This is a genomic window from Arthrobacter sp. 10N418 (assembly GCF_056394725.1).
In genome coordinates, this window is record NZ_JBFTIK010000005.1 from 32,386 (window position 1) to 46,603 (window position 14,218).

A 14,218-nucleotide genomic window follows, 5' to 3' on the forward strand; every position below is an offset into this window, starting at 1 on the left:
ATGGCTGAGCTTGAGGTTGAGATTGTCGCAGCGGATCACTTCGTGTGGTCCGGAGCGGCCAAGATGGTCAAGGCCCGCACCAGCGATGGTGAAATCGGAATCCTGCCCGGCCACTCGCCCCTGCTGGCGATTCTGGCCGAAGGCGAACTGGCGATTGAGCCGGTGTCCGGTGACCGCATTGCTGTAACCGTTGACGGCGGATTCTTCTCCGTCGACAACAACAGGGTGGTCATTGTTGCCGACAACGCCCAAATGGGCGATGCGGCTGTCGCGGGGATCCGCTAGCCCGACCTTGATGAACGATATTGGTTCGCCGTTCATCGTCCTGGCAACGCTCTTTGCGCTGCTGGTTTTTGCACTGTGCCTCTCGGGGGTGCGCCGCGTCAATCTGCGGCGCGCCCTCGGCACGGTGGACGCCTCCATTTGCATGGCTGGAAACAGCTGGCAGATGGGGGTTTGCCGTTATCAGGACAACGACCTCGAGTGGTTCCGCCTCGTTTCGCTCAGCATGCGCCCCAAGCACACCTTCCGGCGCAGTTCACTGGAGCTGACCGGGCGGCGCAAGCCCACCGAGTCCGAACTCGTCAAAGTCCAGCCTGACGCCGTGATCGTGGAGCTCCGCTACGAAGGCCAGGACGTCCTTCTGGCGATGAGGTTCGACGCCTACACGGGCCTGTCCTCCTGGCTTGAGGCCGGGCCGGTCGTCGGCGTCGGCACCTGGCGCTAGTGCCGGTGGACTTCATTGAAGACATCCGCTTGGTGGACGGCCCGGTGGTCTGGATTGCCTGGGCGGCCGGCGCGGCGGGACTCGGCTACCTCCTGTGGCGCAGCAGCCGGAAGCATGCGGTCGGGACGACCACCGTGGTGCTCTCTTGCGTGAGCCTGCTCGCCGCGGCCGTGGTCGCGGGTGTGCACCTGCTGCTGATCTACGTCCTCTCGGTCTTCCCCGAGGAGCTCCCGTGGGAGACCCTGCTCTGGTCAGTCCCCGGCGTCGCGGCCATGCTGCTGTGGCTGCTGCGCCTGCACAGCATCTGGGGGCGGAAGCCCTTTCTCTCACGCATACCGGAGGCAAGCCAGCGGGTCCTGCACCGTTGGCGCGACACCGCAATCGGCACCGGTGCGCTGCTGGGCGTCCTCGTGCTCTCCGCGGCCCAGATCAACGTCTACTTCGGCCTGAACCATACCGTCAGTGACCTGACGGGAACCGCCGTGGCGCGGATCCAGCCGCTCGGCCGGGGGCTGCAGCGCCAGGCAGGGGATTCGCCCGCCACAAGCCTCACCGGATGGACCCAGTCTGGAGATCTTCCCGACGGCGTCATCCGCAAGGCCGCGATCCCCGGCACCCGCTCCGGCTTCCACGGCCGCGACGCGTACATCTATCTTCCGCCGGCCTACCAGTCCGTCCGGAGACCCGCGCTGCCGGTGCTGGTGCTCTTCTCCGGCCAGCCGGGCAGCCCGGCCGACTGGCTGGTCGGCGGCGCCCTCCGGAGCCATCTTGACCGGTTCGCCTCGCAGCATGCCGGTGTGGCACCGGTAGTGGTGGTGGTTGACCCGAACGGCTCGGCCGGCGGCAACACCCTGTGCATGGACAGCCGCATTGCGCAGGCGGACACCTTTCTCTCCAGGGACGTGCCGGACTGGATCAAACGAACGCTTGACGTCGACCCGGATCCGCGGCAATGGGCCGCGGGCGGCTTCTCCTTCGGAGCCACCTGTGCCATGCAGATGGTGACGCGGCACCCGGACGTCTACAGCGCCGCGCTGGCGTTCTCGAGCGAGAAGGAACCGGCCCTTGCCAAGGAGCGGGACAAGACCATCCAGGCCTCGTTCGGCGGTGACACGGCCGCGTTCGAGCGGCTGACACCGCTGCAGCTCCTGAAAGAGCATCGTTTCGACGGGCACGGGATCTACTTCGGCGCCGGTGAGCGCGACCCCGAGTTCATCGGGTACATGGACCTGCTGTCGGACGCGGCTCGGAAGTCCGGATTCACCGTCGAAGCCCGCCGGATCGCCAATGCCGGCCATTCCTGGGAGACCGCGTCCAATGGATTGCCCGGGGGCCTGGACTTCCTTGCCAAACGTTGGGGCATCAGGCCATGAGGGCTGCCATGGCGTCCCGGCGCCGGCCCGCTATCCAGGGCGCCTCCCTCCTGGGCGTCTGGCGGCAGGCCGTGCGCCGGGCCCTGCGCCACTTCCGCGCCGTGCCCTTCACGCTGGCGGTCCTTGGCGTCTTCCTCGCCACCGGCGCGGCCACGGGCAGTTTCCTCTCCGGGCCGCCGGACTCCCTGCTGGACGTCGTCTCCGTCAGTGCCCCCGGCCTGAAGGCAGGCCACTGGTGGTCCCTGTTCACCTCGATGTTCTTCGCGACCAACCCGTTCGCCTACCTGGCGGCCGCGCTCATGATCCTGCTGCTGCTCGGCCTCGCCGAGCGGCACCTGGGCACGCTGCGCACTGCCGTGTTCTACTTCGCTGGACAGTTCGCCGCCGTGACGGTGTTCCTGTTGCTGACCCAGGTGGCCCGCTACGCGGGCGACGGCTGGCTTGGCCTGATGGTGGACGCCAGGCTGATCGGTCCCTATGCAGCCGTCGTCGCCGTGACCCTGGCCGCCAGCGGACTCCTGCCCACCCTGTGGCAGCGACGGCTCCGCACCGCCGGAGTCTCCGTGACCCTGCTGCTGGTGCTGTACGTCGGCCACCCGGAGACCGTCGTCGGGCTGACCGGGGCCCTGGCCGGACTGGCGGCGGGCTGGTGGATCCAGGGGGACCGGGGGACGCTTCACCGTCACCGCTCGACAGGGCGCGAAACCCGCAACCTGCTGGCCCTGACGGTGGCGATCTTCGCCGTCGGGCCTATCCTCACCGCCGCGGTCAGGAGCCCCACGGGACCGCTTGCCCTGCTGCGGGACGTCGTGCTGAATCCGCTGCCGACCCTGAGCCAGCTGGAGCAGAACTGCGGCGGCACCGTGGATGTCAGCTGCCTGGAAGCGGGCAGGGCGGGTTTCGCCGGGCCGCTGGGACTCGCGCTCGCGATCGTCCCCGTGGTGCTCCTGCTGATTTGCGCAGACGGCATGCGCCATGGCCGGCGCCTGGCACTGCGGATCGCCATCATCGTCCAGCTGGCCGTGACGGCCTTGGCGGCCGTCTACCTGGCCCTGTTCGCCCGGATTCCGCATTACCCCACCAGGCCCCAGACCGCCGTGATGGGGTCCGGCTTTGTCCATATCCTCCCGCTCGTGGCGGTGCCGCTGCTGCTCGTGGTGCTGCTCTGGGCAAACCGGCGGCAGTTCCGGGTGGAAACGGCCCCGCGGTCCCGGCGGAACCTGGGGCTCGTCGTCGGCGGGACCTGGCTGGTGCTGGCCGGCAGCTACGCCGCGGTCTGGCTTGCTGACGGCGGGATGGACCGCGACGGCGGCCCGCTCGGACTCGTCGCGGAACTGGCAAGGCAGTACCTGCCGTTGCCGATTCCCGGCGTCTACAGCCGTATTTTCCAGTACCGCGACGCCGTCGAAGCGTTCTTGTTCGCCTACGCGGGGATCATCTTCTGGGTTATTGCCCTCGCCGCCGTGTGGCTGGTGCTGCTGCGCCGGCTGCACCGCACGGAGGTCGGCTCGGGGGACCGGGAGGTGGCGCGCGCGCTGATCCGTCAAGGCGGCGACTCGCTGTCCTGGATGGCACTGTGGGAGCCGAACAAGTTCTGGTTCACGGCCGACCGTCGGGGCGGGGTGGCCTACCAGCAGCACGGAAATGTGGCGCTGACCCTGGCCGGCCCGTTCGGTTCCGCCGCATTCCATGAGGACACTGCGGAAGGGTTCATGCGGTACTGCGCCGAGCACGCCCTCATCCCGTGCTTCTACTCCTGCACCGACGAGCTGTGGCCGATGCTCCAGGCCCGAGGCTTCCGGCGGGTTGCGGTGGCCCAGGAGACCAGGCTCGCCGTCCGGGAACTCGAATTCAAGGGCAAGGAGTGGCAGAACGTCCGCACCGCCCTGAACCGTGCGGCGAAGACCGGTGTGCGGGCCGTGTGGGGACGCTACAGCGGGCTTCCCGCGCCGTTGCGGGCCCAGCTAAGTGAGGTCTCCGAGGAATGGGCGGCCCGGAAACCCGTGCCGGAAATGGGGTTCACGCTGGGGAGTATTGACGAGCTCGACGACGACGAAGTGCTCTGCTGCCTGGCGGTGGACGCCGAGGGGCGCGTGCAGGGCGTCACGAGCTGGCTCCCGGTCTTCGACGGCGGCCGGCTGGTGAGCTGGACGCTGGACTTCATGCGCAGGCGCGCGGACGCCTTCCCGGGCGTCATGGAATTCCTGATTGCGTCCGCGGTGCGGGAACTCAAGCAGACAGTGGAGGTCATCTCCCTGTCCGGCTCGCCGCTCGCCAAGGGCCGGGCCGAGGACTCCGCCGGCGAAGCGGGCGGATCGGCCTCCGGTGCTGACGACGCAGGGGACCTGGCCGGGGACAACCCGCGGGCCACCGCCGGAGACAACGCGGACACCGCGGGGGGCGGCCGTGCCGCCGGCAACGGCGATGCCGACGATGATCACGACGGGCCGCCCGACGCCGGGCCGGAGGGGCTGGCGGGAATCCTGGACGTGGTGGGCAGGGCGCTGGAACCCGTCTACGGGTTCCAGTCACTGGCCACCTTCAAGTCCCGTTTCAAGCCCGACTACCGGACGCTCTACCTGTACTACCAGGACCCGTTGCAACTGCCCGCCATGGGACGGGCCCTGAGCAGGGCGTACCTTCCCGGACTGTCGGTGCGGCAGAGTGCGCGGCTCCTGCGGACCCTCGTGGGCTGACGCGCTGTCCGGTTCTTCCCGTCAGGTTCCTTCCATAAGGCACGTGTCGGCCGTGGCGGGACGGCGGCCGAACCGGCGGCGCGAACACAAAAAAATGATCCCCGGCATTAGTGCCGGGGATCATTTCCGTGCTCGTACTCATTGTGCCGGAACTGCCTCAGGCAGTTCCCACGCGGGAGACTAGACCAGCGTCACGCCGGTGGCCTGGGGGCCCTTGGCGCCCTGGCCGATCTCGAACTGAACGCGGGCGTTCTCGTCGAGGGTCTTGAAGCCACCGGTCTGGATCTCGGAGTAGTGAACGAAGACATCGCCATCGGAGTCATCCGGGGTGATGAAGCCGAAGCCCTTTTCTGCGTTGAACCACTTGACGGTTCCCTGAGCCATTTGTTTCTCCTCATTGTGGATCTTGATAAAGCTCGGCACACTGCGTGCCGGGCTTGGTCACTCTGCGAGAAGAACCTTGGCTGTGGGCCCGGATTGACGGGCTTGGGCGGCAGGAGCTTCACGCTCGCAACATGTCTTGCGAGCATGAAAAAACACCTACACAAAGACTCGTATAAGAATTTCATGACACTTGCGTCAGGTCAACGGCCGCACGGCAGAATTACATAAATTTTGTGCAAAGAACTCGAAAGCGTCCGCGGCCGCGCATTGTGGTGAAAAGCGGAGCCCGCGTTTGCAGAACCCGGAATGCCAAATTGTCAGAAGAGCCGGGATTCGCTGTCATCCACGCCACGCATGGCATCGTAATCGAGGGTGACGCAGGCGATCCCGCGGTCGTTGGCAAGGACCTTGGCCTGCGGCTTGATCTGCTGTGCTGCGAAGATTCCGCGTACCGGCGCCAGCAGCGGGTCACGGTTGAGCAGTTCAAGGTACCGTGTGAGCTGCTCGACGCCGTCGATGTCGCCCCGGCGTTTGAGCTCGATGGCCACGGTGGCGCCGTTGGCGTCCCGGGCAAGGATGTCGACTGGGCCGATCGCCGTGAAGTATTCGCGGCGGATCAACGAAAAGCCGCTGCCCAGGAGCTCGATCTGTTCGGCGAGGAGGCGCTGCAAATCCGCTTCCACCCCGTCCTTGATGAGGCCGGGATCCTGGCCCAGCTCATGGGAGGTGTCGTGCAGCTGCTCATGGATGTTGATGATGAGCCGGTCATCGGTCTTTGCGGACTGGACTGTCCACTGTTCGATCACGCCGACTTCGACCTCGATCTCATCCGGGGTCGAGACGCGCAGGGAGGCCGGCGGGCTCATCCAGTTCAACGGCTTGTAGGAACCGCCGTCCGAATGGACCAGCACGGAGCCGTCGGCTTTCACGAGCAGGAGCCGGGTGGCCAGCGGGAGATGGGCTTTGAGCCGGCCGACATAATCAACGGAGCAACGGGCTATGACTAAACGCACCCGGTCAACTGTACCGTCTGGGGGAGCGGGCGGCAGCCGGACTGGGGCAGAATGGAGGCATGCCCCGCTCCAACCGACCCCGCCGCCCCGTGTCCGGAAAAGCAGGGTCCGGAAAAGCAGGGTCCGGAAAAGCCGGGGCCGGAAAAGCCGGGGCCGGAAAAGCCGGGGCCGGAAAAGCCGGGGCCGGAAAAGCCGGGGCCGGAAAAGCCGGGGCCGGAAAAGCCGGGGCCGGAAAGGCAGCAAAGCCCGGAGCCAGGCGCGGCCCGGTGCCGGAGCCGGACCTCGAGCGGGCCCGCACCGGCATTGCGCGCAGGGAAAGCGCCCCGGACGGCAACTGGATTGTCCGCTCCATCACGGCCAGCAGGGCGGAGAAGACCTACATCTGCCCCGGGTGCTCGACGGCGGTGATGCCCGGGGTGGCCCACCTGGTGGTGTGGTCCGAAGACCATCTCTTCGGCGCCGCCGCCGGCTTGGCGGAGCGCCGGCACTGGCATTCCAACTGCTGGACCTCGCGCAGGTACCGGTATCGCTAAGCTTGAGGGCATGACTTCTGACCGCAGGACTTTCGACCCGGCGTCGTACGTTTTTACCCAGCCCGGCGTGCCCTCCGCGATCCGCGCATCCACTGTGCTTCCCGCCCACCGCGAGAACGTGGAACTTCGCACGAGTGACGGGCACCGGCTCGTCGGCGAACTCGCACTTCCGGAGTCCGGCGAGATCACGGCGACCCTCATCACCTTGCATCCGCTGCCCACGCACGGCGGCTTCATGGACTCGCACGTCTACCGCAAGGCGTCATACCGTCTGCCGGCCCTCGCCGGAATCGCCGTCCTCCGCTTCAACACCCGGGGCACGTCCTCCCCGCGCGGAACCAGCAGCGGCGAGTTCGAGGAGGGCGTCGGCGAACGGCTCGACGTGGAGGCGGCCGTGCAGTTCGCCGTGGACCGCGGCCTGCCGAACCGCTGGCTCGTCGGCTGGTCCTTCGGCACCGAGCTTGCGCTGATGTACGGCGCATCCGAGCCTGTGGCGTCCGAGGTTGAAGGGGCCATCCTGCTTTCGCCGCCGCTGCACCGCGCCACGGACGTGCACCTCAAAGAGTGGGCCGCGGCCGGCAAACCGCTGAAGGTGCTCGTCCCCGAGCACGACGACTACCTGCAGCCGGCCGCCGCCGCGGAGAGGTTCAGCCTCGTGCCGCAAGCGGTCGTGGTGGGGGTCGACGGCGCCAAGCACCTCTGGGTGGGGGAGAAGTACGCTGCCCGGGTGCTCAACGAGATCGTGGACGAGGTCATCCCCGGCCGGACCGAAGGTTCGGCGCTTGCCCAGGAGTGGGACGGGCCTGTCGCCACGGCGCACGCCTAACCGGAACGGCCGCGGCGGATCCGGAAATCCGCTACGAAAAAAGACAGCCGCTGCGGGGATCCACGCAGCGGCTGTCCGAAAACGGGGCGTTAACCCTCACGGGGGACCGGGTCAGTGGTTGTCCTGGCGCACGATGAAGATTTCCTTGATGAGCAGCAGGATCGCCGCGGCGGTGGGGATGGCGATCAGCGCGCCAAGCACCCCGAGCAGGCTGCCGCCGGCGATGACCGAGATGACAGCGACGGCGCCCGGCACCGCGACGGCTTTCTGCATGATGCGCGGCGAGATGAAGTAGGCCTCGAACTGGAGGTAGGCGAAATAGCAGATGGCGTAGACGACGGCCGTCTGCCAGCCGGCCGTCAGTGCAATGAGCGTCACGACGACGCCGGCAATCATGCCGCCGACGAGCGGGATGAACGCGAGTAGGGCCACCACGAAGGCGAGCAGCACGGCAAAGGGAACGCCGACAATGGACATCACGATGAAGGCGAACGTCGCGTTCAGCAGGGCCACGACGGCCTGGCCGATGACGTAGTTGCCGACCGAGCCGGTGATTTCCTCGGCCAGGGCCTCGACCCGGGCACGGCGGGACCGGGGGGCGAGCCTGTAGCCCCATTTCTTCATGGCGGGCAGGGCGGCCAGGAAGTACAGGCTCAGTACGAGCACGATCAGTGCGCCGAAGAGCCCGTTCGCCACCGTCGAGCCGAAGCCGACGACGCCGCCGAAGATGCCGCCCATGGCCTCCGGGTTGTTAACGAACTTCCCGAGCTCCTGGGTGATGCGGTCCCGCACGCCGAACTGGCTGTCAACGGTGCGGAAGAAGTCCGAGTCAATGAAGTCCTGGATCCAGCGGGGCGCCTGCTGGACGATCTGGGTCACCTGCTGCACGATCGTCGGGATGAGCGTGGCGAAGAACCCGGCCACGGCGAGCGTCAGGGTGGCGACGGCGAGGACGATCCCGGCCGCGCGGGGGACATTCTTGCCTTCCAGCCACCGCACCACCGGATCCAGCCCCAGGGCGATGAAGAGGGCTGCCACGATCCACAGGAGCAACTGGGTCGTGTTCGAGCCGATCCAGTAGACGAGCAGGGCCACCCCTACGCCAACGGTCCCCATGAAGCCGACGTAGAGCGGGTGCTGGGCCGACATCCGGGGTCCGGGGTCTCCAAAGCGTGCGGAGGTTCCGTCCTCTTCGGTGGCAGCGGCTGCCTCGTGCTCGGGTGGCATCTCGAAGCGGAGCCGCGGCTGGGCGCCGGGAATGGGCTGCCGCAGGCGGCGGGCCATGGCGATCAGGACCCCCGCGGCGGCTGCCCGGCGGTTCGAGATTCCTGCCGGGGCACCGCGTTCCTGGCTGGCGGATTCCTGGGCTTCTTCCCGTCCTGAGGGGGACGAATCCGTTCGTTCAGTCACTGCGTTGAAAGCCCTTTATTCTGTGCGGCGCCACACGGGCGGCCCGGGTGTGATGATCACCGCAAACACTATCAGCAGGCTTGCCAGCTGGGGCTTTGGCCGCCCGCGGGGTTCCCGGCCGGGGGGTTGACAAAGCGCCCGATCTGACTCGCGGGTAACAAAATGGTTACTATTGAAGCTAAGTGTCCGCTGATGATAGGTAATATTTTGCGTTTCAAGACTGCAGTTGCATTAGTGCTGCTCGGCCTCCTGACACTGCTGGCCGGAATCGGCCAGAAGACATTCTGGGCTCCGCCGGAAAGCGTCACGGCAACGGCCCCCGCTGGCACCACGGCCGCCCCGCTGACAGTTTTCGACGAGAAGCTGCGCACGATGCACAGCGGCACCGTCAAGATCAATGTCAAGGGAGACGGCGCTTTCATGCTGGCCGCCGGACGTCCGGACGACGTCGACGCGTGGGTCGGCAAGACCGCCCACAACACCGTTGCCGGCGTGTCCGAGGACCACAAGGCGCTGCAGTTGACGCATACCGACGGCGAGGCCACTGCGCCCTCGCCCGCCGGTTCCGACCTTTGGGTCACCACCGAGAACGCCAGCGGCGAAATGAACTACACCTGGAACCCGCCCGCCGACGGCGACTGGTCCCTCCTGCTCGCGGCGGACGGCACCAAGCCCGCCCCGGCGTCAATTACGATGACGTTCCCGAACGACACGTCCACGCCGTGGGCGATACCGTTCATGGTTGTGGGCGCGCTCCTGATCCTGGCCGGCGGCGCGCTGCTGGTCCTCAACCGGCGGTCCGGCGGCAAAGGCGGAGCCGGCGGCACGGGCCGCCCGCTCGGCAGCATGTTTGCCCGCCGTGCGCAGGCCAAGGCGGCAGCACGCACCCAGGCCAAGGAATCCGGTGGCACGACGCCCCAGCCGAACACCGTGTCCCGGCAGGTCCGGCGGACAAGCGCCCTGGTTGCGGCGTTGACGGCTACCGCCGTCGCCGGCACCGGGGTCGCCGCGCAGGCCAGCCAGACTCCGGCCCCCTCACCAAGCGCCTCGTCGTCGGCCTCGCCGTCGGCCTCCGCGGCGCCCGCCTCAGACAAAGCGCCCGACGCCCCCGTCCTGATCGACGCCCAGTTCCGCCGCATCCTGGAACAGGTTGCCGGCGCGGTTGACGCCGGGGACGCCGCCAAGGATGCCGGCAAGCTCCAGCCCCGGGTGGCGCAGTCCGAGCTCGACGTGCGCACGCAAAACTACAAGATCCGCTCGCAGGTCGGCTCCTACGAGGCCCGGATGCCTGTCCGTGCCACGAAGCTCCTGACCACTGTGGTCACCAACAAGCGCAGCTGGCCGCGGTCGGTCATGGCCGTGACCCAGGGCGAGGGTAACGTCGTCCCGCAGCTGCTCACCCTGAGGCAGGACTCCCCGCGGGAGAACTACAAGCTCGTGGGCAGCACGCCCCTGCAGCCGGGGGCGACGTTCCCGGGCATCGGCCGGGGCGGCACGGAGACCCTTGCGCCCTCGGACAAATCCGGCCTGCTCTACAGCGGCGAGGAAGCACTGGCCGGACTGGCCGACCGCCTGACCACGGCTGACTCCGCGTTCAAGGACAAGCTTGTGGAGGGTCAGTCCTCCCCTTACATTGCGGACACCTTGGCGTACCAGGCTGATGCCGTCAGCTCCGGCGTGAACGGCACGTTCGCCTTCACCCACAAAGTGGCGCCCGAGAACACCGTCGTCTTCCGGACGGCCGACGGAGGGGCCCTGGTCCTGGGCCGCCTGAACTTCGCCTTTGACGGCACGCCCAAGGCCGCCGGCGACAAGCTGACGATCGGCGACGACGCTGCTGCCCTGGCGGGCGGCAAGGAGACCAGCACCGGCATGGTGCTGACCTTCGCCGAGTCGATGGCCGTGTACGTCCCACCGGCGGGGTCCAAGGACCCGATGAAGTTGGTGGCCGCCACCCGCGGCCTGGTAGGGGCCAGTTTCAAGTAGCACACGCGCCACAGCAGGACACATCGAAGGAAGACCGGGCCGAATCGGCCCGGTCTTTCTTTCGTCCGGGGGAGCGGGGCCAGCACCGGGGCAACGCCCGGGCCCCGCACCGGGGCCCCACCCCGGCCCCAGCCCGGCGGACCGGGGTAGCACCGGCCGGGGCAGGAGTGGCTAGAGTGGAGCTATGACTTCGCCAGCTTCCCGCCCGGTCCCGCCAGCTGCCGCCAACCCGCTTAACCTGCGGGGCGCCGTCGACCTCTCCTCCCTCAAGCAGCGCCCCGCGCCGCCGTCGGCACCGCAGGCGTCGCCGCCCGCGGGGGACCCGGCTTTCCCCGCGCCGGACGCCGCTCCCGGAGCTGCCGAACACCCCGGCCGTCCCCTGCGCGTGGAGGTGACCGAGGCGAACTTCCAGGAGCTCGTGGAACTCTCCGCCCAGGTGCCGGTGGTGATTGGACTCTGGGCCGCCTATTCGCCGGGCTCGAGCCAGCTGATGGACGTCCTCGAGCGGATCGTGGAAAGCTACGATGGCCAGCTGGTCCTCGGCGCAGCCGATATTGAAGCCTTCCCGCAGCTCGCGCAGGCCTTCCAGGTGCAGGCCGTGCCGACAGCCGTCGCCGTCGTGAAGGGCCAGCCCGTTCCGCTTTTCCAGGGCGGCGCCGAGGAACCGCAAGTACGGAGCCTGTTCGATGAACTACTGAAGGTGGCAGCCGCCAACGGCGTCACCGGGCGGATCGGCGCAGGCGGCCCCGGCAGCGCCGAGTCAGAGCCCCCGCCGCTGCCGCCCCTGCACCAGAAGGCCTATGAGGCCATCGAAGCGGGGGACTACGCCGCGGCCGCCGCCGCATACCGGCAGGCCCTGCTGGAGATGCCGGCAGACGCCGAAGCCAAGGCCGGACTCGCCCAGGTGGAGCTGATGGACCGGCTCCAGTCGGTCTCCGGCCCCGAAGGCGACGCCTTGCGCCGCCTCGCAGCCGACGAGCCGGACAACCTGGACGCCCAGCTCGGTGTCGCAGACCTCGACATCGCCGGCGGCCACATCGAGGATGCCCTGGGCAGGGTCGTCACGTTCATCGGCCGGAACTTCGGCCCGGAACGGGAGACGGCCCGCGTCCGGCTGCTGGAACTGTTCGACGTCGTGGGCACCGGCGACGAGCGCGTCGCCAAAGCCCGCCAGGGACTCGCCCGGGTGCTCTTCTAATGGGGTCCGCTCTTTTCGCGCCGCTGGAGCTGCGGTCGCTGCGGCTGCAGCACCGCGGCTGGGTCTCGCCGATGTGCCAGTACAGCTGCGAGCCGGAGACCGCGGAGGGCGTCCCCAACGACTGGCACCTCATGCACCTGGGTTCCTTCGCGACCGGGGGAGCGGCGCTTATCCTCACCGAGGCCGCCGCAGTGAACGCCGCCGGCCGGATCAGCCCCAGGGACGCCGGCCTCTACAATGACGACCAGGCCGCCGCCTGGGAACGCATCACCTCGTTCGTGCACCGCCACGGCACCGCCGAGACCAAGATCGGTACCCAGTTGGCGCACGCGGGCCGCAAGTCGTCCTCGTACTGGCCGTTCTCCGGCAAGCAGGGCTCCGTCCCGGAGTCCGACGGCGGATGGGCCACTGTGGGTCCCGGCACGGGCGCCTTCGACGGCTACGCCCCGCCGGCGGCCATGACGGAAGCCCAGATCGACGGCGTGATCGCCGACTTTGCCGCCGCCGCGGTCCGCGCCGTCGACGCCGGATTCGACACCATTGAGATCCACGGCGCCCACGGCTACCTGCTGCACCAGTTCCAGAGCCCCCTCGTCAACGACCGCACCGACGCCTGGGGCGGGGACGAAACCGGCCGGAACCGGCTGACCCTCGCCGTCGTGGACGCCGTCCGGAATGTCATCCCCGATTCCATGCCGCTGCTGCTGCGGATCTCCGCGTCGGACTGGGCCGAGGGCGGCATCGACGCCGAGGCTTCCGTCCGGATGGCGCGGGCCGCCGCGGAACACGGGGTGGATCTTGTGGACGTCTCCAGCGGCGGTGCCGTGGCCCATCAGCAGATTCCCGTGGGGCCCGGGTACCAGACCGGCTTCGCCGCCCGGATCCGGCGCGAAACCGGGATCCGGACCGGCACCGTGGGCCTCCTGACATCGGCCGGCCAGGCCGAGCACGCAGTGGCCACGGGCCAGGCCGACGGCGTGTTCATCGCCCGCGCGGCGCTGCGGGACCCGCACTGGTGGCTAAGGGCCGCCTTTGAACTGGGCCACGACCTCGCCTGGCCGCCGCAGTACGAACGGGCGATGCCGCGCCATTCGTTCTAGGCCCGGTACACTCCTGAGGCGCGCCAGGCCGTCAACAGCTGGCCGGGTCCGACGGCACGGTCCGCAACGGCGCCGGCTGGGATACCCTGCCAGTAGCGCACAGCACGAACCGCCCACGTCACGGCAGATCAGCAGAGGCAGGGACCATGGAAGTCGTCATCCTTCCGGGCAGCAGGCCGATCGCCGGCCTGGCCTCGGACGCGGTCGAGGCCCTGCTCCGGCGCAAGCCCGACGCCGTCCTGGGGCTGGCGACAGGTTCGTCGCCGTTGCCCATCTACAGCGAGCTGGCGTTGCGGCACGAGCGCGACGGCCTGGACTTCAGCCTGACGAGAGCCTTCGCCGTGGACGAGTACGTCGGGCTTCCGGCCGGGCATCCGCAGTCCTACCGCGAGGTTATCGCCCGGGAATTCACGGAGAGGGTGAACATCGAACCGGCCAATGTCCACGTGCCCGACGGCACCGCCGGGGACATTCCCGCAGTCTGCCGGGCCTATGAAGAAGCCATCCGCGACGCCGGAGGTGTGGACCTGCAGATCCTCGGCGTCGGCACGGACGGCCACATCGGCTTCAACGAGCCGGGATCCTCCCTCGCTTCCCGGACGAGGATCAAGACGCTGGTAGAGCAGACCCGCCGGGAGAATGCGCGGTTCTTTGGAAGCCTGGCCGAGGTGCCCCACCACGTCCTTACCCAGGGCCTGGGCACCATCCTGGACGCCCGCCATGTGATCCTTGTTGCCACCGGTGCGCAGAAGGCGCAGGCGGTACGGGACCTGGTCGAGGGGCCCGTCGCCGCGATCTGCCCGGCGTCCGTGCTCCAGCTGCATCCGCATGCCACGGTCCTGCTGGACGAGGCCGCGGCGTCGTCGCTGCGGCTGGCCGACTACTACCGCCACAGCTACGACAACAAACCCACCTGGCAGGGCCTCTAGCGCGCCCGGCCGGTAGCCGCCGTCGCTATTGGGTCTGCTCGAA

13 protein-coding genes are annotated in these 14,218 nt (G+C 68.4%); 10 read left to right on the plus strand and 3 right to left on the minus strand.

All coding sequences use genetic code 11. The features are described 5' to 3' along the window. The 4 genes from AC1DCZ_RS05315 to AC1DCZ_RS05330 are packed head-to-tail and all read left to right on the plus strand — an operon-like array spanning position 1 to position 4,796. Positions 1-285, plus strand: a complete 285-nt coding sequence (locus AC1DCZ_RS05315) for a F0F1 ATP synthase subunit epsilon (RefSeq protein WP_476895436.1) — start codon at positions 1-3, stop codon at positions 283-285. A 10-nt stretch (positions 286-295) separates the two neighbouring features. After that, complete coding sequence (locus tag AC1DCZ_RS05320; protein ID WP_476895435.1) at positions 296-727, plus strand: DUF2550 domain-containing protein; 432 nt, start codon at positions 296-298, stop codon at positions 725-727. A 5-nt stretch (positions 728-732) separates the two neighbouring features. Beyond that, positions 733-2,100 carry an alpha/beta hydrolase gene (locus AC1DCZ_RS05325; protein WP_476973661.1) on the plus strand — a complete coding sequence of 456 codons (1,368 nt, stop codon included), beginning with the start codon at positions 733-735 and terminating at the stop codon, positions 2,098-2,100. After that, complete coding sequence (locus AC1DCZ_RS05330) at positions 2,097-4,796, plus strand: bifunctional lysylphosphatidylglycerol flippase/synthetase MprF (protein ID WP_476973662.1); 2,700 nt, start codon at positions 2,097-2,099, stop codon at positions 4,794-4,796. Before AC1DCZ_RS05325 ends, AC1DCZ_RS05330 begins: the two co-directional genes overlap by 4 nt. Positions 4,797-4,976: 180 nt before the next feature. On the opposite strand, the gene AC1DCZ_RS05335 is transcribed toward AC1DCZ_RS05330, so the two are convergent. Beyond that, positions 4,977-5,180 carry a cold-shock protein gene (locus AC1DCZ_RS05335; protein WP_024365900.1) on the minus strand — a complete coding sequence of 68 codons (204 nt, stop codon included), beginning with the start codon at positions 5,178-5,180 and terminating at the stop codon, positions 4,977-4,979. Between the two features lie 317 nt (positions 5,181-5,497). Then, positions 5,498-6,193, minus strand: coding sequence for an endonuclease NucS (gene nucS, locus AC1DCZ_RS05340; RefSeq protein WP_476973663.1), 696 nt, complete (start codon positions 6,191-6,193; stop codon positions 5,498-5,500). Positions 6,194-6,252: 59 nt separating this feature from the next. Between nucS and AC1DCZ_RS05345 the strand changes: the two genes are divergently transcribed. Both AC1DCZ_RS05345 and AC1DCZ_RS05350 read left to right on the plus strand, forming a co-directional pair. Continuing rightward, positions 6,253-6,726, plus strand: a complete 474-nt coding sequence (locus AC1DCZ_RS05345) for an ATP/GTP-binding protein (protein WP_476973664.1) — start codon at positions 6,253-6,255, stop codon at positions 6,724-6,726. A gap of 10 nt (positions 6,727-6,736) precedes the next feature. Beyond that, the gene (locus tag AC1DCZ_RS05350) at positions 6,737-7,552 is read left to right on the plus strand and encodes an alpha/beta hydrolase (protein WP_476973665.1); all 816 of its coding nucleotides are present in this window, start codon (positions 6,737-6,739) and stop codon (positions 7,550-7,552) included. A gap of 111 nt (positions 7,553-7,663) precedes the next feature. On the opposite strand, the gene AC1DCZ_RS05355 is transcribed toward AC1DCZ_RS05350, so the two are convergent. After that, on the minus strand, positions 7,664-8,836 hold the full coding sequence (locus AC1DCZ_RS05355; RefSeq protein WP_476973783.1) for an AI-2E family transporter: 1,173 nt from the start codon (positions 8,834-8,836) through the stop codon (positions 7,664-7,666). A gap of 318 nt (positions 8,837-9,154) precedes the next feature. Here AC1DCZ_RS05355 and AC1DCZ_RS05360 point away from each other — a divergent pair, with 318 nt between their 5' ends. The 4 genes from AC1DCZ_RS05360 to nagB all read left to right on the plus strand — a co-directional run bounded on the left by AC1DCZ_RS05360 (position 9,155) and on the right by nagB (position 14,175). Continuing rightward, on the plus strand, positions 9,155-10,948 hold the full coding sequence (locus AC1DCZ_RS05360; RefSeq protein ID WP_476973666.1) for a hypothetical protein: 1,794 nt from the start codon (positions 9,155-9,157) through the stop codon (positions 10,946-10,948). 184 nt (positions 10,949-11,132) lie between these two features. Then, on the plus strand, positions 11,133-12,146 hold the full coding sequence (locus AC1DCZ_RS05365; protein ID WP_476973667.1) for a co-chaperone YbbN: 1,014 nt from the start codon (positions 11,133-11,135) through the stop codon (positions 12,144-12,146). Further along, entirely contained in the window at positions 12,146-13,246 is a 1,101-nt protein-coding gene (locus AC1DCZ_RS05370) for an NADH:flavin oxidoreductase/NADH oxidase (RefSeq protein WP_476973668.1), read from the plus strand. Before AC1DCZ_RS05365 ends, AC1DCZ_RS05370 begins: the two co-directional genes overlap by 1 nt. Positions 13,247-13,392: 146 nt before the next feature. After that, the gene (gene nagB / locus AC1DCZ_RS05375) at positions 13,393-14,175 is read left to right on the plus strand and encodes a glucosamine-6-phosphate deaminase (protein ID WP_476973669.1); all 783 of its coding nucleotides are present in this window, start codon (positions 13,393-13,395) and stop codon (positions 14,173-14,175) included. Positions 14,176-14,218 lie beyond the last annotated feature (43 nt).

Excerpts from the sequence above, each read along its gene's own strand:
- AC1DCZ_RS05315 (WP_476895436.1), top strand. The coding sequence starts at position 1 with ATGGCTGAGCTTGAGGTTGAGATTGTCGCAGCGGATCACTTCGTGTGG.
- AC1DCZ_RS05320 (WP_476895435.1), top strand. The coding sequence starts at position 296 with ATGAACGATATTGGTTCGCCGTTCATCGTCCTGGCAACGCTCTTTGCG.
- AC1DCZ_RS05330 (WP_476973662.1), top strand. The coding sequence starts at position 2,097 with ATGAGGGCTGCCATGGCGTCCCGGCGCCGGCCCGCTATCCAGGGCGCC.
- AC1DCZ_RS05335 (WP_024365900.1), bottom strand. The coding sequence starts at position 5,180 with ATGGCTCAGGGAACCGTCAAGTGGTTCAACGCAGAAAAGGGCTTCGGC.
- AC1DCZ_RS05345 (WP_476973664.1), top strand. The coding sequence starts at position 6,253 with ATGCCCCGCTCCAACCGACCCCGCCGCCCCGTGTCCGGAAAAGCAGGG.
- AC1DCZ_RS05350 (WP_476973665.1), top strand. The coding sequence starts at position 6,737 with ATGACTTCTGACCGCAGGACTTTCGACCCGGCGTCGTACGTTTTTACC.
- AC1DCZ_RS05355 (WP_476973783.1), bottom strand. The coding sequence starts at position 8,836 with ATGGCCCGCCGCCTGCGGCAGCCCATTCCCGGCGCCCAGCCGCGGCTC.
- AC1DCZ_RS05360 (WP_476973666.1), top strand. The coding sequence starts at position 9,155 with ATGATAGGTAATATTTTGCGTTTCAAGACTGCAGTTGCATTAGTGCTG.
- AC1DCZ_RS05365 (WP_476973667.1), top strand. The coding sequence starts at position 11,133 with ATGACTTCGCCAGCTTCCCGCCCGGTCCCGCCAGCTGCCGCCAACCCG.
- AC1DCZ_RS05370 (WP_476973668.1), top strand. The coding sequence starts at position 12,146 with ATGGGGTCCGCTCTTTTCGCGCCGCTGGAGCTGCGGTCGCTGCGGCTG.
- nagB (WP_476973669.1), top strand. The coding sequence starts at position 13,393 with ATGGAAGTCGTCATCCTTCCGGGCAGCAGGCCGATCGCCGGCCTGGCC.